The organism is Collinsella aerofaciens (assembly GCF_015555045.1).
Classification (GTDB): Bacteria; Actinomycetota; Coriobacteriia; order Coriobacteriales; family Coriobacteriaceae; genus Collinsella; species Collinsella aerofaciens_W.
In genome coordinates this window covers 39,632-63,640 of the sequence record NZ_JADNJQ010000013.1, presented here as the reverse complement: position 1 = coordinate 63,640, position 24,009 = coordinate 39,632, and the positions used below count along the sequence as shown (strand labels likewise).

Annotated in this window: 13 protein-coding genes; 5 read left to right on the top strand and 8 right to left on the bottom strand. The window is 62.4% G+C overall.

All coding sequences use genetic code 11. The annotated features are described in order from the left end of the window. Positions 1 to 127: 127 nt before the first annotated feature. Complete coding sequence (locus I2E45_RS05980; RefSeq protein ID WP_271742256.1) at positions 128 to 2,263, top strand: YgiQ family radical SAM protein; 2,136 nt, start codon at positions 128 to 130, stop codon at positions 2,261 to 2,263. Here I2E45_RS05980 and I2E45_RS05975 read toward each other — a convergent pair. The 8 genes from I2E45_RS05975 to I2E45_RS05940 all read right to left on the bottom strand — a co-directional run bounded on the left by I2E45_RS05975 (position 2,260) and on the right by I2E45_RS05940 (position 13,634). Then, positions 2,260 to 3,171, bottom strand: a complete 912-nt coding sequence (locus I2E45_RS05975; RefSeq protein WP_195444981.1) for a CPBP family intramembrane glutamic endopeptidase — start codon at positions 3,169 to 3,171, stop codon at positions 2,260 to 2,262. The genes I2E45_RS05980 and I2E45_RS05975 overlap by 4 nt on opposite strands. An 83-nt stretch (positions 3,172 to 3,254) precedes the next feature. Further along, positions 3,255 to 3,455: a type II toxin-antitoxin system RelB/DinJ family antitoxin gene (locus tag I2E45_RS05970; protein ID WP_117583961.1), complete on the bottom strand. Its 201-nt coding sequence runs from the start codon at positions 3,453 to 3,455 to the stop codon at positions 3,255 to 3,257. A 215-nt stretch (positions 3,456 to 3,670) separates the two neighbouring features. Beyond that, entirely contained in the window at positions 3,671 to 5,047 is a 1,377-nt protein-coding gene (locus I2E45_RS05965) for an ATP-binding cassette domain-containing protein (protein ID WP_195444979.1), read from the bottom strand. 3 nt (positions 5,048 to 5,050) lie between these two features. Then, entirely contained in the window at positions 5,051 to 6,106 is a 1,056-nt protein-coding gene (locus I2E45_RS05960; protein WP_195444976.1) for an ABC transporter substrate-binding protein, read from the bottom strand. Between the two features lie 2 nt (positions 6,107 to 6,108). Further along, complete coding sequence (locus I2E45_RS05955; RefSeq protein ID WP_229058856.1) at positions 6,109 to 7,920, bottom strand: NADH-dependent [FeFe] hydrogenase, group A6; 1,812 nt, start codon at positions 7,918 to 7,920, stop codon at positions 6,109 to 6,111. Further along, positions 7,914 to 9,746 carry an NAD(P)-binding protein gene (locus I2E45_RS05950; RefSeq protein ID WP_195444973.1) on the bottom strand — a complete coding sequence of 611 codons (1,833 nt, stop codon included), beginning with the start codon at positions 9,744 to 9,746 and terminating at the stop codon, positions 7,914 to 7,916. The genes I2E45_RS05955 and I2E45_RS05950 overlap by 7 nt, the downstream gene beginning before the upstream one ends. Positions 9,747 to 10,086: 340 nt before the next feature. Next, complete coding sequence (locus I2E45_RS05945; protein ID WP_324249329.1) at positions 10,087 to 10,788, bottom strand: 4Fe-4S dicluster domain-containing protein; 702 nt, start codon at positions 10,786 to 10,788, stop codon at positions 10,087 to 10,089. Positions 10,789 to 11,465: 677 nt separating this feature from the next. Then, positions 11,466 to 13,634, bottom strand: a complete 2,169-nt coding sequence (locus tag I2E45_RS05940) for a DEAD/DEAH box helicase (RefSeq protein WP_195444971.1) — start codon at positions 13,632 to 13,634, stop codon at positions 11,466 to 11,468. A 507-nt stretch (positions 13,635 to 14,141) separates the two neighbouring features. On the opposite strand from I2E45_RS05940, the gene I2E45_RS10550 reads away from it, so the two are divergent. The 4 genes from I2E45_RS10550 (at position 14,142) to I2E45_RS05920 (ending at position 23,940) form a co-directional block, all read left to right on the top strand. Continuing rightward, positions 14,142 to 15,104 (top strand): FHA domain-containing protein, encoded by a 963-nt coding sequence (locus I2E45_RS10550; protein ID WP_195444970.1) that lies wholly within the window; start codon positions 14,142 to 14,144, stop codon positions 15,102 to 15,104. Positions 15,105 to 15,275: 171 nt separating this feature from the next. After that, positions 15,276 to 17,360 carry a protein kinase domain-containing protein gene (locus tag I2E45_RS05930; protein WP_195444969.1) on the top strand — a complete coding sequence of 695 codons (2,085 nt, stop codon included), beginning with the start codon at positions 15,276 to 15,278 and terminating at the stop codon, positions 17,358 to 17,360. Positions 17,361 to 17,762: 402 nt separating this feature from the next. Then, positions 17,763 to 21,098: a CAP domain-containing protein gene (locus tag I2E45_RS05925; RefSeq protein ID WP_195444967.1), complete on the top strand. Its 3,336-nt coding sequence runs from the start codon at positions 17,763 to 17,765 to the stop codon at positions 21,096 to 21,098. A gap of 499 nt (positions 21,099 to 21,597) precedes the next feature. Further along, complete coding sequence (locus I2E45_RS05920) at positions 21,598 to 23,940, top strand: heavy metal translocating P-type ATPase (protein ID WP_195444964.1); 2,343 nt, start codon at positions 21,598 to 21,600, stop codon at positions 23,938 to 23,940. The last annotated feature ends 69 nt before the right edge of the window (positions 23,941 to 24,009 follow it).

Genomic DNA, 24,009 nt, shown 5'->3' with positions numbered 1-24,009 from the left:
GGGGGCGCCGGGCGCCCGGATGCGTCATGCCGAAATGGCGCGAAGCACGCGGTTGACAAAACTATAGAGACACGTCCCAAAAAGACTGGTTACAATTACGTGCAGCATACAAACACCGGGAGGGATCGTGGCAAAAAAGCCTCAGCACGCTCAGAACAACCAGCGCAGTCAGCAGGGCAAACAGGGCCAGCAGCAAAAGCGCGGCGGTAAGGCCCAGGGCGGCCACGCCACTCATACCCCGGCAGCGCCCGCCCGTCCCTGGCGCCCGGGCCGCGACAAGTTCCTCCCCGTCAGCCGCGCCGATATGGACGCGCGCGGTTGGGACCAGTGTGACTTCGTCTACATCTGCGGCGACGCCTACGTGGACCACCCCAGCTTTGGTATGGCCATCATCAGCCGCGTACTCGACGCGCACGGCTACAAAGTGGGCATCATCTGCCAACCCGACTGGACCGATCCCGCCAGCATCAGCGTGCTCGGTGAGCCGCGCCTGGGCTTTTTGGTCAGTGCCGGCAACATGGACTCCATGGTCAACCACTATTCGGTGACCAAGCACCGCCGCCACACCGACGCCTATACCCCCGGCGGCGAGGAAGGTCACCGCCCCAACCGTGCCGTCACGGTCTACGGCAACCTCATCCGCCAGACGTTCAAGGATGCCCCCATCATTATCGGCGGCATCGAGGCAAGTCTGCGTCGCCTGGCCCACTACGACTACTGGCAGGACAAACTCAAGCGCTCGGTACTGCTCGACTCGGGCGCCGACATCCTCATCTACGGCATGGGCGAGCACGCGATCGTCGAGATCGCCGACGCGCTCGACGCGGGACTGCCCGTCGATCAGATTACCTATATCAATGGCACCGTCTACCGCACTAGCTCGCTCGACGAGGTCTACGACTACGACCTGCTGCCCAGCTGGGACGATCTTGCCGCCGACAAGCTCAACTACGCGCGCAGCTTTAACGTGCAGCAGCAGAATATGGACCCCATCACCGGGCATCGCCTGGTAGAGCCCTACCCCAACAGCGTCTATGTGGTGCAGAACCCGCCGTCGGCGACACTCACCACCGACGAGATGGACGAAGTGGCCGAACTCCCCTACGCACGCGATTGGCATCCCGATTACGACGCGGTGGGCGGCGTGCCGGCCTTTGCCGAGATCAAGTTTTCAATTAGCTCCAACCGCGGCTGTTTTGGCGAGTGCTCGTTTTGCGCCCTCACCTTCCACCAGGGTCGCGTGCTACAGATGCGCAGCCACGACTCGATCATGCGCGAGGCCGAGCTGCTCACGCGCGACCCCGAGTTTAAGGGCTACATCAACGACGTAGGAGGGCCGACGGCCAACTTTAGCCGTCCCGCCTGCGACAAGCAGCTCAAGCACGGCGTGTGCAAGAACAAGCGCTGCCTGTGGCCGAGTGTGTGCAAGAACATGGTGGTCGACGAGAGCGGCTACACGCAGCTGTTGCGCGACCTGCGCCAGCTGCCGGGCGTCAAAAAGGTCTTCGTGCGAAGCGGCATCCGCTTTGACTACACCATGGCCGATGCCTCGGACGAGTTTTTGCGCGAGCTGCTGGAGCATCACGTCTCGGGCCAGCTACGCGTGGCACCCGAGCACGTGAGCGATGCGGTGCTCTCCGTGATGGGCAAGCCGAGCCGAGCCGTCTACGACGCGTTCTGCCGTAAATTTGAACGCTTGAACCGCGAATACGGACTCAAACAGTACGTGGTGCCGTACCTAATCTCGAGCCACCCCGGCTCGACCATGAAGGAAGCCGTGGACCTTGCCGAAGCCGTGCGCGACATGGGCTACATGCCCGAGCAGGTGCAGGACTTCTACCCCACGCCGTCCACCATGTCGACGTGCATGTACTACACCGGCGTAGATCCGCGTACCATGCAGCCGATCTATGTGGCGCGCGACCCGCACGAGAAGGCCATGCAACGTGCGCTCATCCAATACCGCAAGCCCGAGAGCTACAAGCTCGTGCGCGAGGCACTGGAAAAGGCCGGGCGTCGTGACCTGATCGGCTATACAAAGCATTGTCTGATTCGCCCCGTGCCACCACGCCCGGGCGAGACATCGGCCAGCGGCGGACACGGCACGGGCAAGAAGGGCGGCAAGGGCCACGGTGGCGCCACCGGCAAGGGGTCTAAGGGCAGCAAGGGATACGGCGGTATGTCCCGCGCGCAGAACACTGCCGGTCGCAATCGCGCGGCACAGGGCCGCCAGGGTGCCAACGGAGGCGGCAGGCGCAACTAGGGCAGCGGTGCGCTCGCTGCGTCCATCCCACACGCGTGGCGCAGCGAGCGCATTGCCTCAACGAGGATGACGCCGGCGATAGCGACCGTAATTGCCACGTCGAGCGGCGTGTTCACAAACCAGAGCAACGTCATGAGATACGACCCGGCATTAAAGGCAAAGTGCAGCAGGATCGTGTAGCGGAGCTTTCCGGTCGTCACGAGCACCCAACCGAAGATGAGGCCGGCGGCACCCGCGTAGCAACCCTGCACCCAATTCATGTGCATAAAGCCAAAGATGGCCGCCTGCAGCACAATCGCCGCGGCGATACCCCACGTGCTTGGGGCCGCCCAGGGCACCATGGTGCCGTCCTGCGCGCTCGCACGACGCCGGCGCTTCCAAAGTGGGCGGCACTGCGGATTAAACGCTCGGAGCGAAAACTCAAAAATAATGCCGCGCACCAGCAACTCTTCACAAAATGGGGCGCCGAGCACCGTAGTCAGGACGGCGAGATAGCTGGTGTCGCCCATGCCTGTTTCCTCGACAAGCTCGCTGTAGTCGGCCGCGGCATCGGGCAGCAGCGACAGCACGGCGTCGGTCACGTAGCCAACGACCACCTGCAGGGCCAGGCCAATCACGATAACGCAGGCAATACGTTTCCACGCTCCACGCGCTCCCCCGCCGAGCGGATGCGCGCTTTGCCGGCGTGCCATAAACGAACGCGGCCACAGATAACGCCACCACAGCAGCGCCATCAAAAACGATGCCGTCTGCGCGACGGCCTGAAGCAATTGAATGTCGAGGTCATCGATCGAAAAACCCATGAACACCGATGCGACGCCAAGGGCGGAGAACAAAACGACGCTCAGGGCAATATCGACAGCGACGACGCCAAAACAGGCAAGCGCCCAAATCATCGCATTGAGCATGCCAACCTCCTCAAAACCGTTCCCTAGTTCTACCACAACTCGGCAGAGAGCTGATCCCATGGGGACGGAGGAAAACGGATCACTTATTGATGAGAATCGGGCGCAGTGCCAAAGGCCCCGTTGGGCGAGATGTCGAACGGGAAGGTGCCGCAGCGATTGAACGCGGCGATAAACATGCGGATGGCGTTGGACGGCGTGGTGCCCACGAGCTGGGTTGCCGCCGCGAAGGCTGCCTTCTCCTCGGGCAAGACCTTCGCGACTACGGGGGTCATGTGTTCTGCCATGGCGCTTCCTTTTTGAAACGACGGTAGTGCGGATAGATGCGGGCCACGCGGCTGGGCGACGGGCTGTGAAGGCAACCCGATTGGCCCGCATCTGGAGTTTGTTTCTGCGGCGTTGGTATTACTTGGTATTCCTAAGTATTACCCCGCAGATAGAATACCACACCCGACCCCATGGGGACGGAGGAAAACGAATCATTTTGTTGCTGAGTTAGTATTTAGAGCGTGATGATGCCCGAGATATCGAGGGCCTGAGCGTCGGAGACGTCATGTGTGGCGAGCAAGAGCGTGCGGCCGTCGAGCAGGTCGAGCACGACCTTGGTCGTCGCATCGCGCGCGGCGGCATCCAGGCCGGTAAAGGGCTCGTCAAGAATCACCGCGCCGCCCGGGCACAGCAGGGCCCGAGCGATCTCGACGCGACGGCGCTGCCCGCCCGAAAGCTCGGCCACGCGCGAATGCACGTCGATTCCCGGCACCAGCAGGCGCAGCAGGGCCGCAGCGCTCGAATCATCCACGCGTGCATCGGCGCACACCAGCACGTTATCCAGCGCCGAGGCGGACTCGATCAAGCGTGCATCCTGAAACACCATCGAGCACGGCGCGCACTCCCCCGCTGCCAACGAAAGCAGCGTCGACTTGCCCATGCCCGAAGCGCCCATCACGCAGATACGCCCACCCGCAGGCACGTTGAGCACCAGACCATCCAGCGCCGGCGCCCAGGGCGCACGATCGCCCACGACAAGCGCAAGCTCCGCTGCAGCGCCATCGCTCGCAGCCCCCGCACGCCCGCGCAGTCCATGCCCATGCGCCCGCACGGCCGCGCGCCACGCCACGGGTCCCGAAACCCGCAGCAGCCACACCAGCACGCGCTCACACGTCCACGAGGCGGCAACGACCAGCACGGTCCACGCCAGCAGATCAGCCGTCTCAATCAAAAGCTTTGCCTGATAGATGCGCTCACCCACGGTGCCCACCGCCATGCCGATCAGCTCGGCTGCCACGCCGGCCTTCCAGCTCATGCCGATCACGGCGCGGGCGCACGAAAGCACAAACGGCAGGACTTCGCGCCAGGTATGGGCGCAAAACAGGCGCCGGCCGCGCACGCCATGCAGACGGAACATCTGCTCCAGCGGTTTATTCACCTGTGCCAAGCCCTCGGCCAGCGAAAAATACACGCCCGGCAGCGCCATCAAAAAGACCGCGGCGATGCTCACGCGCGCCGATCCCAACCAAATAAGCAGCAGGACCACCACGCAGGCAACCGGCGTCGCCTTAACAAACGAAAGTGCCGGAGCCACCAGGCGCGCAAACGCCCGCAACCGTGACGAAATCCCGGCAAGCACGCCACCACACACCGCGGCAAGCGCCAGCCCGCCCAGTATCCGCGCGCCCGAGCCCACCAAAATCGCCCAGGTACCGCCATCGCACACCAGGCGCAGCAGCGCCAAGGCAACAGCACCCGGCCCCGGCAAGATCAGTGGCTGCGCCACCAGCGCCGCCGCGAAGACCCACACGGCAAGCCAAAAGGCGGCGACGGCACCTGCTGCCGCCACCGCCTTCATACGCTCTGTCATTTGTCGAGCAAACGCACGCACGGGCTACTCCATGTAGTAGAAATCGTCAGCCGGAAGTTTACCGCCCACGGCGCTCGCGTCCGCGTCGGACAGCACCTGCAGATACCCACTAAGTGCCGCCCTCATATCCTTGCCCGTCTGGCACACAAGCATGCACCCGGGAATCGCCTTCTCGGCGATCTTGGCGTTGTCCACGATGCCGGCATCGACCACGGCCTGCGCCCAGTCTGCCGGCGCCGCATTGACGGCCTTCACGCTCGCCGCATGGCAGCTCAAGAACTCCGCCACGACCTCGGGATGTTCCTCGGCAAACGCGCGGCGTACCACGGTCACGCCCGTCAGCAGGCGCGAACCCGTGTCACCCGCCAGCTCATCCCACACATCGGTCAGGCTCACCGGTGCCGACAGCTTGCCCTCGCTCTTGGCGATGGCAGCGGTCTTGAACGGCTCCGGCAGCACGCCCACGGCAGACGGATCGGCAAGCAGGACCGACAGCACCTCGGCGGGCTCGCTCTTAAACTCGAGTGTCACCTGGCCGGTCAGGCCCGCGCGCTCCAGCAGGAAGCTCATGACGTACTCTGGCGTGGTGCCCTTGCCCGTCATGTAGACGGTGCGACCCGCCAGGTCACCAAACGAGGTCACGTCCGCGTCGCCCGTCACCACGTTCAGCACGCCCAGCGTGTTGATGTCGATGACCTGCACCGCACCCTCGGTCTTGTTGTAGAGCACGCTCGCCACGTTGGCGGGCACCAGGGCAATGTCGATATCGCCCTGAATGACCTTGGGCACAATCTCGTCGGCGGCAGTGTTGATCGCAAAGTCGAACTCATTGTCCGTCTCGCCATCGGCCGCCCGGTCCATAAACTGCACCAGACCAATCGAGGTCGGCCCCTTGAGCGAGGCGACGTGCACCTCGACCGGCTCGGCAGCAGCACCGGCGCCGTCCGTGGCAGCCGAGCCCGCGGCGGACCCGGCACCGGCAGCCCCGCCGCCACAGCCCGCGAGCGCAAGCGACAGCGCGCCCGCGGCGAGCGCCGAGGCAAACCCCCGGCGCGACATCTCAACATTAAACGCGCACATCGCTAGCACGCCCCCTCGTTAGGCATCGCCCATGCGTGATGGTCGGTATGCAGCAGCTCCTCGGCCAGCGGCGAGAGCGGCTCACCCAAGAACTCGCGGTAGCACGCCTGGACATCGGGATTCTCGTGCGAGAAGCGAATGTCCGCAGCGGCATCCAGGCCCCAGAGCACCTGACCACGCTCGGCTGCCAGCTCGCAGCCGTCGTGGATGGGCTGACCGCCGCCACCGACGCAGCCGCCCGGGCATGCCATAACCTCGACGAAGTCATAGCTCACGCGGCCGTCGCGAATCGCGTCGAGCAGACGGGCAGCATTGCCCAGCCCGTGTGCCACGGCGACGCGCACCTTGGTGCCATCGATATCGGCCACGGCTTCCTTCCAGCCGTCCAGGCCGCGCACATCGGTAAAGAAGTCGGCGTCGGGGTTCTTGCCCGTCACCAGGTAATAGGCCGAGCGCACGGCGGCCTCCATCACGCCGCCCGTGGCGCCAAAGATCACACCCGCGCCCGTGCCAAAGCCCAGCGGCGTGTCGAGCGGCTCCTCAACCAGCGTGTCGACGCTCACGTGGCTCGCGCGGATCATGCGCACCATCTCGCGCACCGTCAGCGCAACGTCCACATCGGGCGTGCCGTCCTCGCCCACCATGCTCGGCAGCGCGCACTCAGCCTTCTTGGCCGTGCACGGCATCACGGACACCACAAACAGGCGCTCGGGCTCCACGCCCAGCACCTTGGCGTAGTAGGTCTTGGCGATGGCGCCGAACATCTGCTGCGGCGACTTTGACGTGGACAGGCTGTCGACAAACTCCGGATAGCGCGCCTTCACAAAGCGTACCCAGCCCGGGCAGCAGCTCGTGAACATGGGCCAGCTGCGGCTGTCGCCCTCGCCCTTGGCGGCCTTACCCAGGCGCTCGAGCAGTTCGGAGCCCTCTTCCATAATGGTGAGGTCGGCCGAGAAATCGGTGTCGAACACGTACTCAAAGCCAACGCGGCGCAGTGCGCAGGCCAAGCGCTCGACGGTAGCCTCCTCGCGCGGAATGCCGAGCTCCTCGCCCCAGGCGCTACGCACGGCAGGCGCGATCTGCACCAGCACGATCTTGTCGGGATCGGCGAGAGCATCGAACACGGTCTCGGTATCGTCACGCTCGCGCAGGGCACCCGTCGGGCAATGCGTGATGCACTGACCGCACGCGACGCAATCGGTCTTGCCGATCGACGCACGCCCGCGGGTGCCCACGGCGGTATGCGTGGCGCGGTTGGTCAGATCCCAAATCCCTAAGCCCTGCACGCTCTCGCACACCTTGATGCAGCGCATGCATTTGATGCACTTGTCGTTATCGCGGATGATGGGGAAATCGAAGTCCCAGCCCTCGCGCGCCAGGTGCTGCTCGTACGGCAGATAGAAGATGCCCAGATCGTTGGCGATAGTCTGCAGGTTGCAGTTACCACTGCGCACGCAGCTCGTACAGCGCGAGTCGTGCTGGGACAGCAGCAGCTGCACGTTGGTGCGTCGCGCCTCGCGGGCTTTGGGGCTGTTGGTGCGGACCACCATGCCGTCGAGCACATAGTTGTTGCAGGCGGCAACCAGCTGGTCGCAGCCCTCAACCTCGACCACGCACACGCGGCAACCGCCGATCTCGTTTAGATCGCGCAGGTAGCACAGGGTGGGAATCTGGATGCCGACGGACTTGGCCGCGTCCAGGATCGTGGTGTGCTCGGGAACCACGACCTCGCAATTATCGATAGTGAGCTTGACCATGTTGAGTGCTCCGCTTTCGGTGTTGTCGCTGACAGTGGTTTTGTTGAGCCCTACCATTCCAGGTTCCTCCCTCCGCGGAACGCGCCAAAGCCAAAGTGGTCGCAACGCAGGCAGCGGCTTGCCTCCTGGCGTGCCTCCTCCTCGGTAAGGCCCTGCTCGACCAGATTCCAATCGTGGATGCGCTCGCCGGCCTCGCGCTCGCCCAGCTCGCAGCGGCCGCACTCGTGCTTGCCCTTAAACTGCACAGTCGGCAGCTCAACGTCGAGCTTGATCTTGTGGTCAAAGCCCAGGTAGCGGTCGATATTTGCCGAAGCAACGCGGCCGGCGTTGATGGCCCGGATGACGGTGGCGGGACCGGTCTGGCAGTCACCGCCGCTAAAGAGGCCGTCGAAGTTAGGCACGGCGCCATCCGAATCGGTGACGACGCAGCCCCACTTGCAGGCAACGCCCATCTCCTCAAACGGCTTGGAATCGATGTCCTGGCCAATGGCCACAAACACGCGCTCGCAGGGAATGACGCGCTCGGACGTGGCGGCGGCACGCGGGGCCGGACGCCCACGACGGGGCTCGCCGATAATCTGCGGTTGCACGCGCAGGCCGCTCACGCGACCGTCCTCGCCCGTCTCGATACCGAGCGGGGCCGTGAGCTCCAGAACCTCGCAGCCCTCGGCCTGGGCGCCGGCAATCTCGGCATCCTGGGCCGTCATGTCGCAGATGCGACGGCGGTAGACGATGCTCACCTTTTCGGCACCGCAGCGCACGGCAGAGCGTGCCACGTCCATGGCCACATTGCCGCCGCCGATGACGCACACGCGCTGGCCGCTCAGGTCGGGCAGTTCGTCGTCGCCGATGGCACGCAGCATCTTGACGGCCGACTCCACGCCGGGCGCCTCTTCGCCCGGAAGGCCGAGCTTCTTATCGCTGTGGGCGCCAATGGCCAGGTAGACGGCATCGAACTCGTCGCGCAGGCGGGCAAGCTCCTCGCCGTTGACGGAGTGGTCGAGTTCCACGTCGATGCCGGCGCTCAAGATCCAGTCGATCTCGGCCTGCAGGCGCTCGCGCGGCAGGCGGTAGCTGGGGATGCCGTAGCGCAACATGCCGCCCAAGTGATGACGCTGCTCAAAGATCGTCACCTTATGGCCCATCACGGCCAGGTAGTAGGCGCAGGAAAGGCCGGCCGGACCGCCGCCAATCACGGCGATGCGCTTGCCGGTGTTGTCGACCACGCTGGGCTTGTAATCGTTGAGGTCGCTGTGCTCAACGGCAAAACGCTTGAGGGCAAGGATGTTCATGGGATCGTCGACCATGCCGCGACGGCAGTGCATCTCACAGGGATGCTCGCACACCAGGCCGCAAACGAGCGGCAGCGGGTTGTTCTTGCGGATGACCTTGACGGCATCGGCATAGCGGCCGGCCTCGACCAGCGAAATGTAACCAGGAATGTCGACGTGCGCCGGGCAGCCCGAGACGCACGGGACGCGGGCCTCGCGGTCAAAGCCACAGGAGTGCTCGCGAATGTGGTGCTCAAAATCATCGCGGAAACCGCGGATGGCGGTGAGTGCCATGGCGCCGGCCTCGTAACCGATGGCGCAATCGCTCGAAAGATAGATGGTGCGGGTCGTGCGCTCAATCAAATTGAGCGTGGACTCGTCGGCGCGGCCCTCGAGCACATCGGCGAGCAGATCGCTCAGCGCGCTCAGGCCCACACGGCAGGGCGTGCACTTGCCGCAGCTCTGGGTGGAGCACAGGTTGACGAGCGCCGCCGTAAACTCAACGGGGCACGGGGCGAGCGAACTCACCGCCAGACGGCGCCCAAGCGCATCATGTAGGTCGTCCATGACGGCCTGAGCGTGGCTGCGTTCCATTACGTGCAGTCGTGCCATAAGATCCCCTCTCATGCGGCAGCCCGGAGGCGAGGCCGGGCGAAGTTGCTACACGCACAACACTGACCTAAAAAGTTGTTAGGTCTCCACGCAGTTCGGCAGGCGGTATAAAATGTCACCCTCAGCGGTGAAATAGAACATTACCGCAGATAAATGCCATATTTGATAAAACGCGTTACCAAATTGCAATATTCAATGTGAAAAAGAGCGCCTTACTATTTTTCCTTTTTGATCCGTTTTCCTCCGTCCCCTTCGGATCACATGATCCCTTGGGAACGGAGGAAAACGGATCGTTTTTGGTGCAAAAGGGCCAGGTTTGTTTGCACCAATCTCACTTGCGCTAGATAAAGAGCTCGCATTCCTTCCGCACGACGCAAACCTTGCTCAGCATCTGGGAAACAGCGGATAGCTTGTTGGGATCAACCTTACGAGCACCTCGCGGACATACGGCAATGCAGCGCATGCAGGAGATGCACGCCTCGCCAGCTGCTCGTTTGGGGTCACCCTTTTCGATAGCACAAACGGGGCACGCCGCGGCGCATGCACCGCAGGAAACGCAATCCTCTGTTGCCTCGGGTGCCATGCGGTGACCTCCAGCTTGTTTATAAGGACGATTGCCGGGGATAGAGGGCTCGGACGCATCCTCAGCCAACAGCTTTTGCTGAATTTGCTGAGCAAACTCAGCAAGCTGCGCCGCATCCTGCGCATCCGGACGACCGGCAGCAAACTGTCGCGCAATGGAATGTTCTGCAATGGCTGCAACTGCCGCGATCACCCGGAATCCCGCATGCTTCGCAACGTCCTCCAGCTCTACGAGCGTGTCCTCAAACGCGCGGTTTCCGTATACACAAACCAAAACAGCCCGAGCCCCGTTGCCGCGCACCATGCCCAACCGGTCAGCCACCACAGCCGGGATTCTACCGGCATACGCCGGCACAGAGATTACGGCCACGTCGTCCTCAGTCATCGAGACAGCGCTGAAATCTAGCCCGCTATCGGCCAGATCGACGGTAACGGTATTCTTGCCCAGTGCCCCGGCCACAAGGCCAGACACCTTCCGCGTTCCACCCGTCGGACTAAACACAATTTCGAATACGCTCATCGAGGCACCCTCCCCTACGCCTGGCAACGCGTCAAGCCGCTTTCACATCCAGCCAGAGTATACGGCGCATGGGATCCCCGTTTTGGTGCACCAAGCACCCCAATGCACCCACCCTACGCTGTCTGCCCCTTCGTTTTGTATAAATTACGGTACAGATTGCATATACTTACTGGATACCGCCGCGTTCTCCTGAGGTACCCCATCCCGGCACGTGCAAAAAACGGAGTATTCTGCAACGTGACCGCGTCAGCACCGCCGCGGGTGGGCAAAACTGTAGGGCGCCGTATCATTCTAAGTCCCGACATGGCGAGAATGACGCGCCCCTGCTCCGGAAAACGGCGAAATCTGACTCGGAACGCTCGCTAGGGATATCCGAAGGCCACCGTTGGCGACGTCGAATCATATGCAGACAACTCGAACTGCAGAATACTCCAAAAAATGCACGGCGCACCCCATGGGACCCATTGCTGCATGGCAGAAAATAGGTCCTCGGCATCCCCCAGATGCATTCCCGAGAACATCACGTTTGAATTAGCGATGGACACGGCAAACAAAAGAGCCCGAGCGTTGTTTGCTCGGGCCCTTAGCTTGTCTCACGCTAGCGCGCGATGCGCATCTTACTTGCGCTTGCCGCCGCCGTCGCCGGGGCGACGGGAGCTGCCACCGCGCTTGCCGCCACGGCTGTTGCCGTAGCTGCCACGGTTATCGCGACCGCCGGCACGGCCGCCACGGGAGCCGGCCTGGTTGCCGCCACGACCACCACGATAGCCGCCGCGACGCTCTTCGCGGGTATCGTCGTAGTTGCGCCAGTCATCGCGACGATCGCGGCTGGCACGCGGGTCACGACGATCACGCGACTCGTTAGAACGACCAGCGCCGCCGCGGCCGCCATTGCCGCGAGCACCCTCGCGACGCTCGCCGCCGCGACGCTCATCACGGCCACTGCGCTCGTCATCACGACCGGAACGACGGCGGTCGCCCGCACCGCGCTTGCCACCGCGCGAGCCGCGGCCCTCGTCCTCGCGCTCAACACGACGACGACCGCCGCGATCCTCATCCTCGCGACGGCGGCGATGTGCCTCGCCCTGGAACTGCTTGGCACGGCGCTCGGCACGGTTGCCGCGCGGGGCCTGCTCGACGGCACCAGCACCGGCGCGCTCCTCGGCAGCCACCTCGCGAGCCACGCTCTCCACGGCCTCGTCCACGCGAGCCTGAACGCCCTCGCGCACGCGGGTCTTGCCGCCGCGCTTGGGGCGGCTCGGACGCTCGCCGTCGCCACGGCGCTCATCGCGACCGCGGTTGGAACGACCGGCCACATCACCGTAATCGTCGCCGTTGCGCTTGCCGTCGCGGCGTGCCTGCTCAAGCTTCTTCTTGCTCTTGGACTTGCCGCGCTTGGTCTTCTTCTTCACCTTAAAGGCCGCAGGGTCGCGCTCGGGGTCAACCGCGGGCGGGTTGGGACCCACATGCAGGTCGCCGGCCTCGTAGATGTCGGCGGTCTTGTCCATGAGCTTCTCGATCTCGTAGAACTCGTCGACGTCCTGCTCGGTCACAAACGTAATGGCCCAGCCCAGCTCGCCGGCGCGGCCCGTACGGCCAATGCGGTGGATATAGTCGGTCGGCTCGGCCGGCACGTCAAAGTTCACGACGTAGCGCACGTCGCTAATGTCGATGCCGCGGGCGAGCACGTCGGTTGCCACCAACACGTCGACGGTGCCGTCGCGGAAGGCAGAAAGCGCACGCTCGCGCTGGGCCTGGCTACGGTTGCCGTGAATCGCGGCGGCCTTGATGCCCTTACGCTCCAGACGACGGCAGCAGCTGTCGGCGCGATGCTTGGTGCGCATAAAGACGATGGTGCGCTCCGGGCCCTCCTTCTTGAGGAACTCGGGCAACAGGTTATTCTTGGCCTCGATGGACACCGGGAACACAAACTGATCGACGGTGTCGGCGGTCGACGTGGCGGGCGCGATCTCCACGCGAGCCGGATCGCTCACCAGGTCGGTGATCTCGCCCACGGCCTCCTCGTCGAGCGTCGCCGAGAACAGCAGCGTCTGGCGCTCGGCCGGCGTCTCGCGCACAATGCGGCGGACGGCGGGCAAAAAGCCCATGTCGAGCATGCGGTCGGCCTCGTCGAGCACCAGGACCTTGACCTCGTTCAGGTGGCAGGCGCCCTGCTCGATCAGGTCGACCAGACGGCCCGGCGTAGCGACCAGGATGTCGCAGCCGTACTTGAGTGCCGCGGTCTGCGGCTTGTAGCTCACGCCACCCACGACGGTCACGGCGACATGGCCGGTGACGTCGGCGATCTTGCTCGCAACCTCGTCGATCTGCTGGGCGAGCTCGCGCGTGGGGGTGATGACGAGCATCACGGGGCCACGGCCGTTGCCCTCGGGCTTCTTGGCGCCGCGACGACGGTTGCGGCCGCCGCGCTCACGCACGGGCTTGGGCGGAGCGATGTGCTCCAGATTGTTCATGGTCGGCAGCAAGAAGGCGGCCGTCTTGCCGGTGCCGGTCTGAGCGGCGGCAAGCAGGTCGCGACCCTCGAGCACCACGGGGATGGAGCCGGCCTGAACGGGCGTGGGCGCCGTGTAGCCCAGGTTCTCAATAGCACGAAGCATCTCGTCCGAAAGCCCCAGCTCGTTAAAGGCGGGCAGGCTCTCGGTAGCGGACTCGACGGCCTGGGCAGCATTTGCCTCATCGGCGGCATCGAAGGCAGCCTGGGTCATGGCCTCGCGGGCCTCGTCCAGAATCTCGGCGTCGGTGACGTCGGATACAGAATTACGCATATGTTGTTGTTCCTTATCTGCACGCGTCATGAGCGCGGTATGCGGCCGCGCGGGCGTGCTTGGTAGTGCGCTAATACATACAAAAACAGGTGCGCACAGAGAGGACGTTGCTCAGCACGCTGGCGATCGCTTTGGCAGCCCTATCACGCGCCGTCCAGACGCAGCAGCTCTAAGCGATGGAGCAGATTCGCCGCCGGTTAGTATACCCGTACTCCGTATGCCCCCACGTAAACCACAGATGACGAGGCGGACGAGGTGGGCCTGGCCGATTGTGTCAATCTGTAACAGATGCAGGGCAAAACCGGGTCCAAATGTTATAGAACAAGACAGAGGGGGATTTCCGTTCAGTCCAACTAAAATCTCTCGGTCTTCCTGCAATTTCGAACATGCGGCCTATAATGTTGCTTTGGTTACGCTATATATTGCGCAGCCATTTAATACGTCGCCCACCGGGGGCCATTAATTCCTATCGCCATATTGGCTAGGAAGCAACCAAAGGAGGTATCCGTGGCAGCAGAGACGCCTTGCTCGGTCCTCTATAACGATATTCGCTCGTTCGGCGGTCTTAAACATCTCGAGATCGCCCGAATGCTTATCAACGGAAACTCTTATCTCGGCAGTACCCTGCTCGAGAAATGCTCTTCCAACCGCTCGTATCTCACCCGTTACATCGTCCATCGCAAGCCTGACCAGTGCGCGCCCGCCATCTACAGCGACTTTACCGTCACCACGCTCAACCTTTCCTCGGCAATCTGCAGCAAGCTCGGCGGCGGCGAGTCCGCCTATCGGGCAATCGCCGAGCACTATCGCGGTCCGGCCGCCAACGAAATGATGTCGGCTCTCGCCAGCTACAAGCTGGACAGCCGCCTATATGCAAATGCCCTCAATCGCATCGACAACTTTGACGGCAATGCCGTGCGCGAAAAAAGCACGCTCTTCTTGATGCTCTTTGTGGCAACGGGGGCGCTCGCCGATCCCGTTCAAGGCGTGGCCACCGTCGAGCGCTTTTGCGACAGCAAGACGGGCGGGCACTTTGGCACCACCGAAACTACCGTCGGACGTGACTTTATGGGCAGCCTGGAGCAGCCGCGCGCCGTCGCCCCCAACCTCGGTCTGCTCAGGACACATGCCGACAACTGCGTCGACATGCAGATCCATCCCCTCACACGCGATCCGCGCGGCACCGTGATTGGTTCTTTGCCCAAAACCTCGCCCAGCATCACCGATGTGGGCGCCGACGCATCGCGCGAACATCTTCGCATTTGGCTTGAGGGTGAGCACTGGTACGCCCAGGGCCTTGGATCGACCAACGGCACGGTGCTCGAATCGGGCGCAGGCGACGGCGATATCGTAATCGAGCCGCCCCGCGACCAACGAGAGCCCGGCAAAGTCTATCCCCCGGTGGAAATCGAAAACAGCGACAGGCTCCATCTGGGTCTCTACACGACATTCCTTGTCATTGTGGACTAGCACGGACGGCGATCGGAAGACGGTCGCCGTCCGTCTTTCGTCTTCTACCTTCTGCGTCGTAAACGACAATACTCAGCGGCATACGTGGGCAGTGCGGCTATCATGGTTCTTTACCGATATCCGCACTGCTCACGTATACGTGCGGCAACCCATGCCAGACAAAGGAACGCCATGGATACTACCGATAGCGCCTATGGCGACAAACTCATCCGTCTTGACACGTTCGACACCGCCGTGGCGGTCGACCCCAGCGCCGAGGACGAGGCCAAGCGTCGGTTTATGACGCTTATTCTCCAGACGGCCCACCGCAACAACGGCAACATCGGGCACGTGCTGCGCGGGACCAACACGAGCGGCGAGGTCTTTGCCGTCAAGCTACTCAAGGACAACGCTATCCTTTCCGGCCAAGCCCCCGACCGCTCCGCCGAGCAATCGGCAGCGCACCTGGCCAGCACCGCCGCGCTGTTCGAGGAGTACCGTCATCTATGTACCGTCTCGCACCTGCGCGGATTTCCGCGCGTCTATGGCTACGGATCGTGCGAGGATGACCCTCTCATCCTCATGGAGTGGGTCGAGGGCACCTCGCTCAAGCAGGCGCTGCCCTTGCTTCCGCACGATGTCTCGGGCGGGCTAACCACCCAGATGGTGGCCGCCGTTGGAAACGCCGTGCTTCGCGCACTCCTGATGACCCAGGGACTCGTAAATCCGGTCGTCCATCGCGACCTGTCGCCCGCCAACATTATGTTCCGTACCACCAGTCGAACGCTCGAGCAGCAGATCGTCGATTGCTCCTTTGACCCCTGCCTCATCGACATGGGCTCCGCGACCATGGCCCTCGGCGATGACACGATCACCCGGCGCGCCGACATCTGGCGCTTTGCCACGCCCGCATACGCCGCGCCCGAGATGCTCACGCAGGATATCGAAGGCATCGCGGCCCTTCGCCGCTCGCCCGCAATCGACGTCTACGCGCTTTCGAGCATTCTGTACCAGCTCTACAGCGGTCGCAAACCGTTCGATGTTGAGTCGACGGGTGCCGCGGCAACCGGCTCGTTCTACCTCATAAAGACCAAGACCAAGCCGGCACCGCTCGAGCCGCGATGCAATGACGACGAGGCACTCGTCCAGATCATCATGAAAGGCATCTCAGTCGAGCAGTGCGATCGTCCCACCGAGCAGCAGATGCTCGAGGTGCTCTCGGCATACCTCACCGATGCCGAATCCGAGGGCCGCGAAGGCGCAGGAGACGAGGCCGCGATTGACATCGATTCTGGCACGCACCTTAAGGTCGACGTCGCCGGCGAGCGCGCGCGAGAAATCCTGGAGCAGGCCCGGCACGACGCCATGACCCGCCGCCGCTTTATTATCGGTGGCGTTGTCGCGGCCGTTGCGGGGCTCGGCGTTATCGGGGCGGCAACCCATGGCTTTGGCATCCCCGACTACCTGGACGGCATCCGCGGTTCACTTGACGACTACACCTGGGATCAGCTGCAGGAGATTTCGCTCAAGATTAAGGCCGCCGAGACCCGTAGCGAGGCACGCGAGATTGCCAAGCGCTACCATCTGCTCGATGACAACGGGCATATCCCCTATCCGTGTACCAAGCGCGTGAGGCTCACCAACGGGCTGCACATCGGCGCGCAGCTTGTGGGCATCCGTCACGACGAGCTTCTAGACGGTACGGGCAAGGCCGGACTGACGTTTATGTTCGATGCCGGCATTGCCGAGCGCGATGCCGCGGCCCAACCGTTGAGCGCCGGCTGGGCAGATTGCGAGCTGCGGGAATGGCTCGACGGCGACGGCCTTAAGCTGCTGCCCAATGAGCTGCGCGCACTCATTAAATCTGTCAAAAAGATCTCGAATAACGTTGGCGCCGCCAGAAGCGTATCGTGTCTGAGCGAGTTGCCCGCAACCCTTTGGCTGCCCGCCATGGTCGAGCTGTGCGGAGTGCAACCGCCCGAGTCATTTGTCGAGGACTTTCACTACCTGGCCGACATCTATAACGGCGAGGGCAAGGAGTATCAGCTCTTCCGCGAGCTCAAGGTAAGTCCGTATACCACGAACGAGACGTTGGTTCGCCAGTGGAAGGGCAAGGACACCTGTTGGTGGGAACGAACGGCGAGTCCCGACACATCGGAGAGCGAAGGCATACTCTATATGAACCGCGTGGGACGCGACGGCGACGTCTTTACGTACGCAACGCCTGCGGAAAAGCCAAACAAGCGAACCTGCGTGATTCCTGGATTCTGCATCTAAGCAGTGGGCGTCTTGCCGTGACGGGACCCCACCCCGGCAATTGTCTTGATCTGTAACAGTTAGAACCCAAAAACCGGTCTAGATGTTACAGATCGAGACAAACCCCAGCCCCGCGAGACAACATCTCAATCTGTAACAGTAAGGGGTTAAAAACCTCTCTAGATGTTACAGATCAAGACATTTGAGTTGACCGCGAACGGTCTGTCTCGATCAGTAACAGTTAGAGGTCATATTTGCTGCTAGATGTTACAGAACGAGACATTAGCTTGCCGAGAACTTCGCCTCATAATATATAAATCAAGTGTGTCGATATTTCCTTGCCAATGTTGCGCAACAGAAGCCCTTTCGGCAGTCGTAACATACGAATTGTCATAGGTACCCCTTCAACGATTGGGAGAAGAAATGGCAAAGTACGCACCTAAACACTTGGAAGTCTCAGGCGGCGCCGAGCCTCGCCCCACATTCTCGGGCCACAAGGCAACACGACTCGCCGTCACCGCGGCAACCACCATCGCTATGACCGGCTCGTCGCTGCTCGCGCCGTTCTCGGCATTTGCCAACGATGTGAGTGATACCACGGCACAGGACGCGATCATGTCCCCGCTTGCTGTCCACGCCGGCGAGGCGGCAGGCTCCGCAGTAAAGGCAGACGCCCAGAAGATTGCCGACTTGCAGGCTGCGATCGACGCCGCAAAGGCTGCCGAGGCAGACGCCAAATCCGACTACGACACGGTGGCTGCCCCCTATACCGAAAAACAGGCGGCACGCGACAACGCACAAAGCACCTATGACGTCTCTGTCTCCGATAATTCGCAGGCAGAGGCCGCCGCGCGCGCCGAATATGCTCGCCAGCTCGATGAAAGCGTCAAGGCGGCCGACAGCGCCAGTGCCACGCTGAAGGATGCCCGAGGAAAGCTCGATGCAGCCAAGACCGACGCCGAGGACAAGTCGAAGGTCCTTGATGCCGCAAAGCAAGCGGCAGCCGACGCGCAGGCCAAGCTCGAGGCAGCACAGAAGGCAGCCGCCAACGCAACGCCGGAGGAAATCAAGGTCGCCGAGCAGGCAGCCGCAGATGCGCAGGCCGCTCTGGACCAAGCAAAGGCTGCGAAGGCCACTGCCGATTCCGCGCTCACCGATGCCCAGCAGGCTCAGAGCGCCGCGCAGAGCGCTTACGACGAGGCGGCAGGCACGCTGGCTTCCGCCCAGCAGGCAAAGACCGTCGCAGATGGCAAGGCGGCTGAGGCACAGGCGGCATACGACAGCGCACAAGCCGATTTGGCGGCCGCAAAGGCAGGCGCCGAGGGCCCGGAGTATGACGCCGCCCAGGCAAAGGTCGATGCTGCCCAAAGCGCACTCGACCAGGCGAAAAAGCAGCAAGCGACTGCCGAAGCAGGCCTTTCTCAGGCAAATAGCGACGTTGAATCCAAGCAGGACGCCCTCACCGGCGCCGAAAGCGAGCTCGAAGCCAAGAAGCAGACAGTCGCAGCAGCCGAAAATGGTGTAACGGCAGCCCAGACGAAAGCCGATGCGGCGCAATCGGAGTTGACCTCGGCAAAGCAGGCACATGCTGCCGAACTGGAGAAGGCAAAGGTCGCTCAGAAACAAGTCGACCAGGCAAAAGCCGAGAAGGAGCAGGCAGACAAGGCGCTCGAAACTGCCAAGGCAAACCAGGCGGCCGCCGATCAAGCCGTTGTCGATGCACAGAAAGCATACGATACGTGCAAGGCAGCAACCGATAAGGCAACGACAGCGGAGGCGCAGAGCGTCATCGGCTTCTACCAGTTCATCGGTGCCAACGACGCTGCAAACATCATCTATAGGCAGAGCGATAAAAACCCGACGACCATTGGCGATAAAAAAGACGGCACGTCACTCGACAACGCCAAGCTATCGTTTAACAAGCTGCGCGAGATTAACGAATACCGTGCAAGCGTTGGATTGAGTGAGCTTAGGGTGACGGCCGAGCAAATGGCAATCGCTCAATCCGACTCCAATTACTCTGACAAAACGCTAGGCCACTCAGATTACGCCAATTGTGAAAATGCCGCTTGGAACTTCAGTACTAAAGAAAACATCGCGCACCAATGGGTCGATGCTGAAAAGGAGATATTTGACGAGGCTGCAGCGAAAGCCGGCCTTGGCAACGTTGCCCCCAAAGATGCTTGGGATACTTTCCGGAGCCACAAAACCGAATTCGAAAAGCGCGGGGCAGACTTTGGCACCGTCGGCCATTATTTGAATATCGTACAACCTAACGCCAAAACCATGGGATACGGCATCAACTCGCGCGGAACCCTTTGGCCGTATGTGTTCGTCTTGGAGATCGACAACAATTACGGTTCGTGCGAGAAAGAATACTCGATCGATGAACTCGAGAATCTCTTTGATCAGTATCAGCTGAGCCTCTCCAAAGCCAGCGAAAAGCTCGCCGCCGCAAAGACGGACCTTGAGCAAAAGCGCAGCACAGCGACATCGCAAGCCGATGCCGTAAAGGCAGCTGAAACCCTCGTCGCTCAAAAGCAAGAAGGCATTGTTGCCGCGAATAGCGACCTTGCCGCCAAGAACGACAGCGTAGCAAGTGCCGCCGCCGCTGTTGCCCTAGCAAAGCAGAATCTCGCCAAGGCAAACGGAAAAGTTGCCGAAGCCGAAGACCAGGTCAAAGCCGCCCAAAGCAACGTGGCGACCGCAGAGCAGGTCGTCAACCAGAAGCGCGCCGAGCTTAAGGCATCGAAAGAGCAAGCCGCTCAGAGTCAGAAGAAGGTTGATGACGCCAAGGCAGAGACTCTCGTAAAACAGCAGACTCTGCAAGATGCAAAGAAGGAACTTGCCAAGTATTCAGCCGATGTTGCTGCGGCTCAGGAGAAAGCCGACGAGGCCCATCAGGCGCTTGATGAAGCCACGGCAGCCCAGACGTCTGCCCGGAGCGCTCTCAAAAAGGCGAAGCTCGACGAGACCGCCAAGAAGCAGGCCCTCGACACCGCGAAGGACAACGCCGAGGCCAAGGCGGCGAACGCGGTGCACGCCGCGAGCAATCTGACCACGGCGAAAAACGACTTTGCTTCAAAGAAGGCCCGTGCCGACGCCCTGAGCAATGCAGCCGATAATCTTGCCACCGCCGAGGCGGCCAAGCAGGACGCCGACGCAGCAGTTACCGAGGCCGGAGTCGCCCTTGGTGCGGCAAATGATGCCATCGCGAACGCCGAGCAGGCGGTCGAGAATTCTCAGGCCGCATCGGATGCCGCTGTCGCTACCCTCGGAAAGCTCAAGTCCATCAACGTCGAAAACGGCATTGCTACTGGCTCTGACGCAAACGCGAACGATACGCTCAATGCCCTCTTTGCCAAGTGCGTCGCCGCCAAGCAGGCAGAACATAACGCAAAGGCCGCACTTGATGCCGCTCAGGCAGACCTTGATGCTGCGACGCCCGCCTACACCGCAGCGCTCAATGCCTACAACGAGGCGAAGGCAAAACGCGTAGCCGCCGAGCAAGCCCTGAAGGACGAGATCGCCCGCCAGGAGCAAGAGGCCGCGAAGGCCGAGCAGGCCAAGGTCACGCAGGCTGCCGCTAAGCCGGTTACTGGAAAGCCATCTGCCGGCAACGCCAAGACGGCCGCCAACTCGGCGCTTCCCACCACAGGCGACAATGCTGCGCTCGCCGGTGAGACGTTTATCATCGGAGGTGTCGTGCTCGTAGCCGCCGGCGTCTTTCTGACTGACAAGAAGCGTCGTCAGGAGTAAGGATTTCGGGAGGACGGCTTCTCCTCCCTTCCACCGCTTCGCAAACCCTGCCCTGCATGCGCCGGGGCGCCCATCACGCGGGCGCCCCGGCGTTTTACGTTGTATGCCCTGGGCATCTGCTTCGAGATTGTCTCGATCTGTAACAACTAAGACCCAAACATCGATCTTACTGTTACAGATCGAGACGTTCGGGTTACCCTCGAATGGTTTGTCTTGATCTGTAACATCTACTCGGTAAAACGGGGTCTAGTTGTTACAGATCGAGACGTTAGCTTTCGGCCGATTTCTATGTCTTGATCTGTAACAGTTAGAGGTCATATTTCCCTGCTAGATGTTACAGATTAAGATGATTGGTTGGGACGGCCACCGATTGAGCAGCCACCCTCATCCATAGCGAAATGTCATACATTTCAATCTCCACTAGACACCCCCAGGGGGTATGGGTGTATAGTATCGGCAGGTTAACAATTCCAACACCGAACCACAGAAAGGAGAAGCCATGGCCCAAGATAAGTTTGACGTGGGCGGCATGACGTGCGCCGCTTGCCAGGCGCACGTGGACCGTGCCGTGAGCAAGCTCGACGGCGTCCAAAGCGTCGCGGTCAATCTGCTCGCCGGCTCCATGCTGGTGGACTACGACCCCGCGCAGGTCTCCCCCGACGATATCTGCACCGCCGTCGACCGTGCGGGTTACTCGGCCTCACCCGTCGATGCGAGCACCGGTGCCGCCGGCTCAAACGGCAGCACGCAAGCCAGGTCCGGCGCCGCCCACATGGAGTCGCCCACCAAAAAATTGAAGGCCGCCGCCTCTGCCATGCGCGCCCGCCTCATCATCTCGATCGTTTTCCTCGTCCCACTGTTCTACATAGGCATGGGACACATGCTTGGTTGGCCGCTGCCCGGCATTTTCACCGACCATACCCACAGCATGACGCTCGCCCTCACCGAGCTCGTCCTGCTCATCCCCATCGTCTATGTCAACGACGCGTACTTTATCAATGGGTTTAAATCGCTCGCGCACGGCGCGCCCACCATGGACGCCCTCATCGCCGTGGGCGCCACCGCCTCCATCGCCTGGTCGCTCTACGCCATGTTCATCATGGCCGACCAGCTGGCCACAGGTCAGGTGCACGAGGCAATGATGACGGGCATGGACAATCTGTATTTTGAGAGCGCCGGCACCATCCTGTCGCTCGTCACCGTGGGCAAATACCTCGAGACGCGCAGCAAGTCCAAAACCGGCAGCGCCATCGAGGCGCTCATCGACCTGGCGCCCAAGACTGCGACCGTCGTGGCAGAGGACGGCAGCGAGACCACCGTCGACGTCGACAGCATCCTTCCCGGCCAGGTCCTGCGCGTGCGCCCCGGCGAGTCCATCCCCGTCGATGGCGTGGTGCTCGAGGGCAGCTCGGCCGTGGACGAGAGCGCGCTCACCGGCGAGTCCATCCCCGTGGAAAAGACCGCCGGCGACACCGTCAACGCCGCCACCGTCAACCGCACCGGCTCGTTTATCTTCCGTGCCACACGCGTGGGCGACGAAACATCGCTTGCCAAGATTATCCAGCTCGTCGAGGACGCCAACGCCACCAAGGCGCCCATTGCCCGCATGGCCGATAAGGTCGCCGGTGTGTTCGTGCCCGTGGTGTTCGTGATTTCGGCCGTGACCTTTGCGGTGTGGATGGCACTGACCGGCAGCATAAACGAGGCGCTCACCTCCGCCGTGGCGGTGTTGGTGATCAGCTGTCCGTGCGCACTCGGCCTGGCCACGCCCGTCGCCATTATGGTGGGCACCGGCAAGGGCGCCGAAATGGGCATTCTGTTTAAGAGCGCCGAGGCGCTGGAGAACCTGCGCAGCGTGGGCACCGTGGTGCTCGATAAGACGGGCACAGTCACCCGCGGCAAGCCTGCCGTGACCGACATTGTGGTTGCCGCGCGCGCCGACGGCTCGCCCGCCATGAGCGAAAAGGCGCTGCTCAAGCTGGCCGCCGCGCTGGAGCGCTCGAGCGAGCACCCGCTGGCCGAGGCGATTATGGCCGAATGCGAGACGCGCGGAATTGTCGCGCGCATGGTCGAGGACTTTGCCGCCGCGCCCGGGCGAGGCGTTACGGCGCGCGAGGGGCAAAACGTCATTGCAGCCGGCAACATGCGCCTGATGGACGAGCTGGGCGTTACCGTGCCCGCGGGTCTTGCCGAGCAATTTGCCGCCGAGGGCAAGACGCCGCTGTTCTTTGCCAAGAACGGCGAGCTTGCCGGCACCATTGCCGTGGCTGACGAGGTCAAGGAAACGAGCGCCGAGGCCATCGCCGCGCTCCGCAAGCTCGGCGTCGACGTACGCATGCTCACCGGCGACAACCGCGTCACCGCCGAAGCGATCGCCCGCCGCGTGGGACTGAGCAGCGAGCAGGTCATCGCCGACGTCCTTCCCGCCGACAAGGAGCGCCACGTGCGCGAACTGCAGGATGCGGGCGGCAAGGTCGCCATGGTGGGCGACGGCATCAACGACTCCCCCGCTCTGGCGCGCGCCGACGTGGGTCTGGCCATCGGCACCGGCGCCGACATCGCCAAGGAGGGGGCAGATGTGGTGCTCATGCGCAGCGACCTCATGGACGTCGCCCGCGCCATCGAGCTGTCGCGCGCCACGATCCGCAACATCAAGCAGGACCTGTTCTGGGCGCTGTTCTACAACGGCATCGGCATTCCGCTCGCCGCGGGCGTGTTCTTCCCCCTCACCGGCTGGCAACTCTCGCCGATGTTTGGCGCCGCGGCCATGAGTCTGTCGAGCGTGTGCGTCGTAAGCAATGCGCTGCGCCTGCGAACCTTTAAGCCTAAAGTGGCAAAATAGGCTCACCATTAAGTCCATTTAGAACGGGTTTTCCAGATGCCCGAGATTGACCTGAAAGAGGAGCGACGC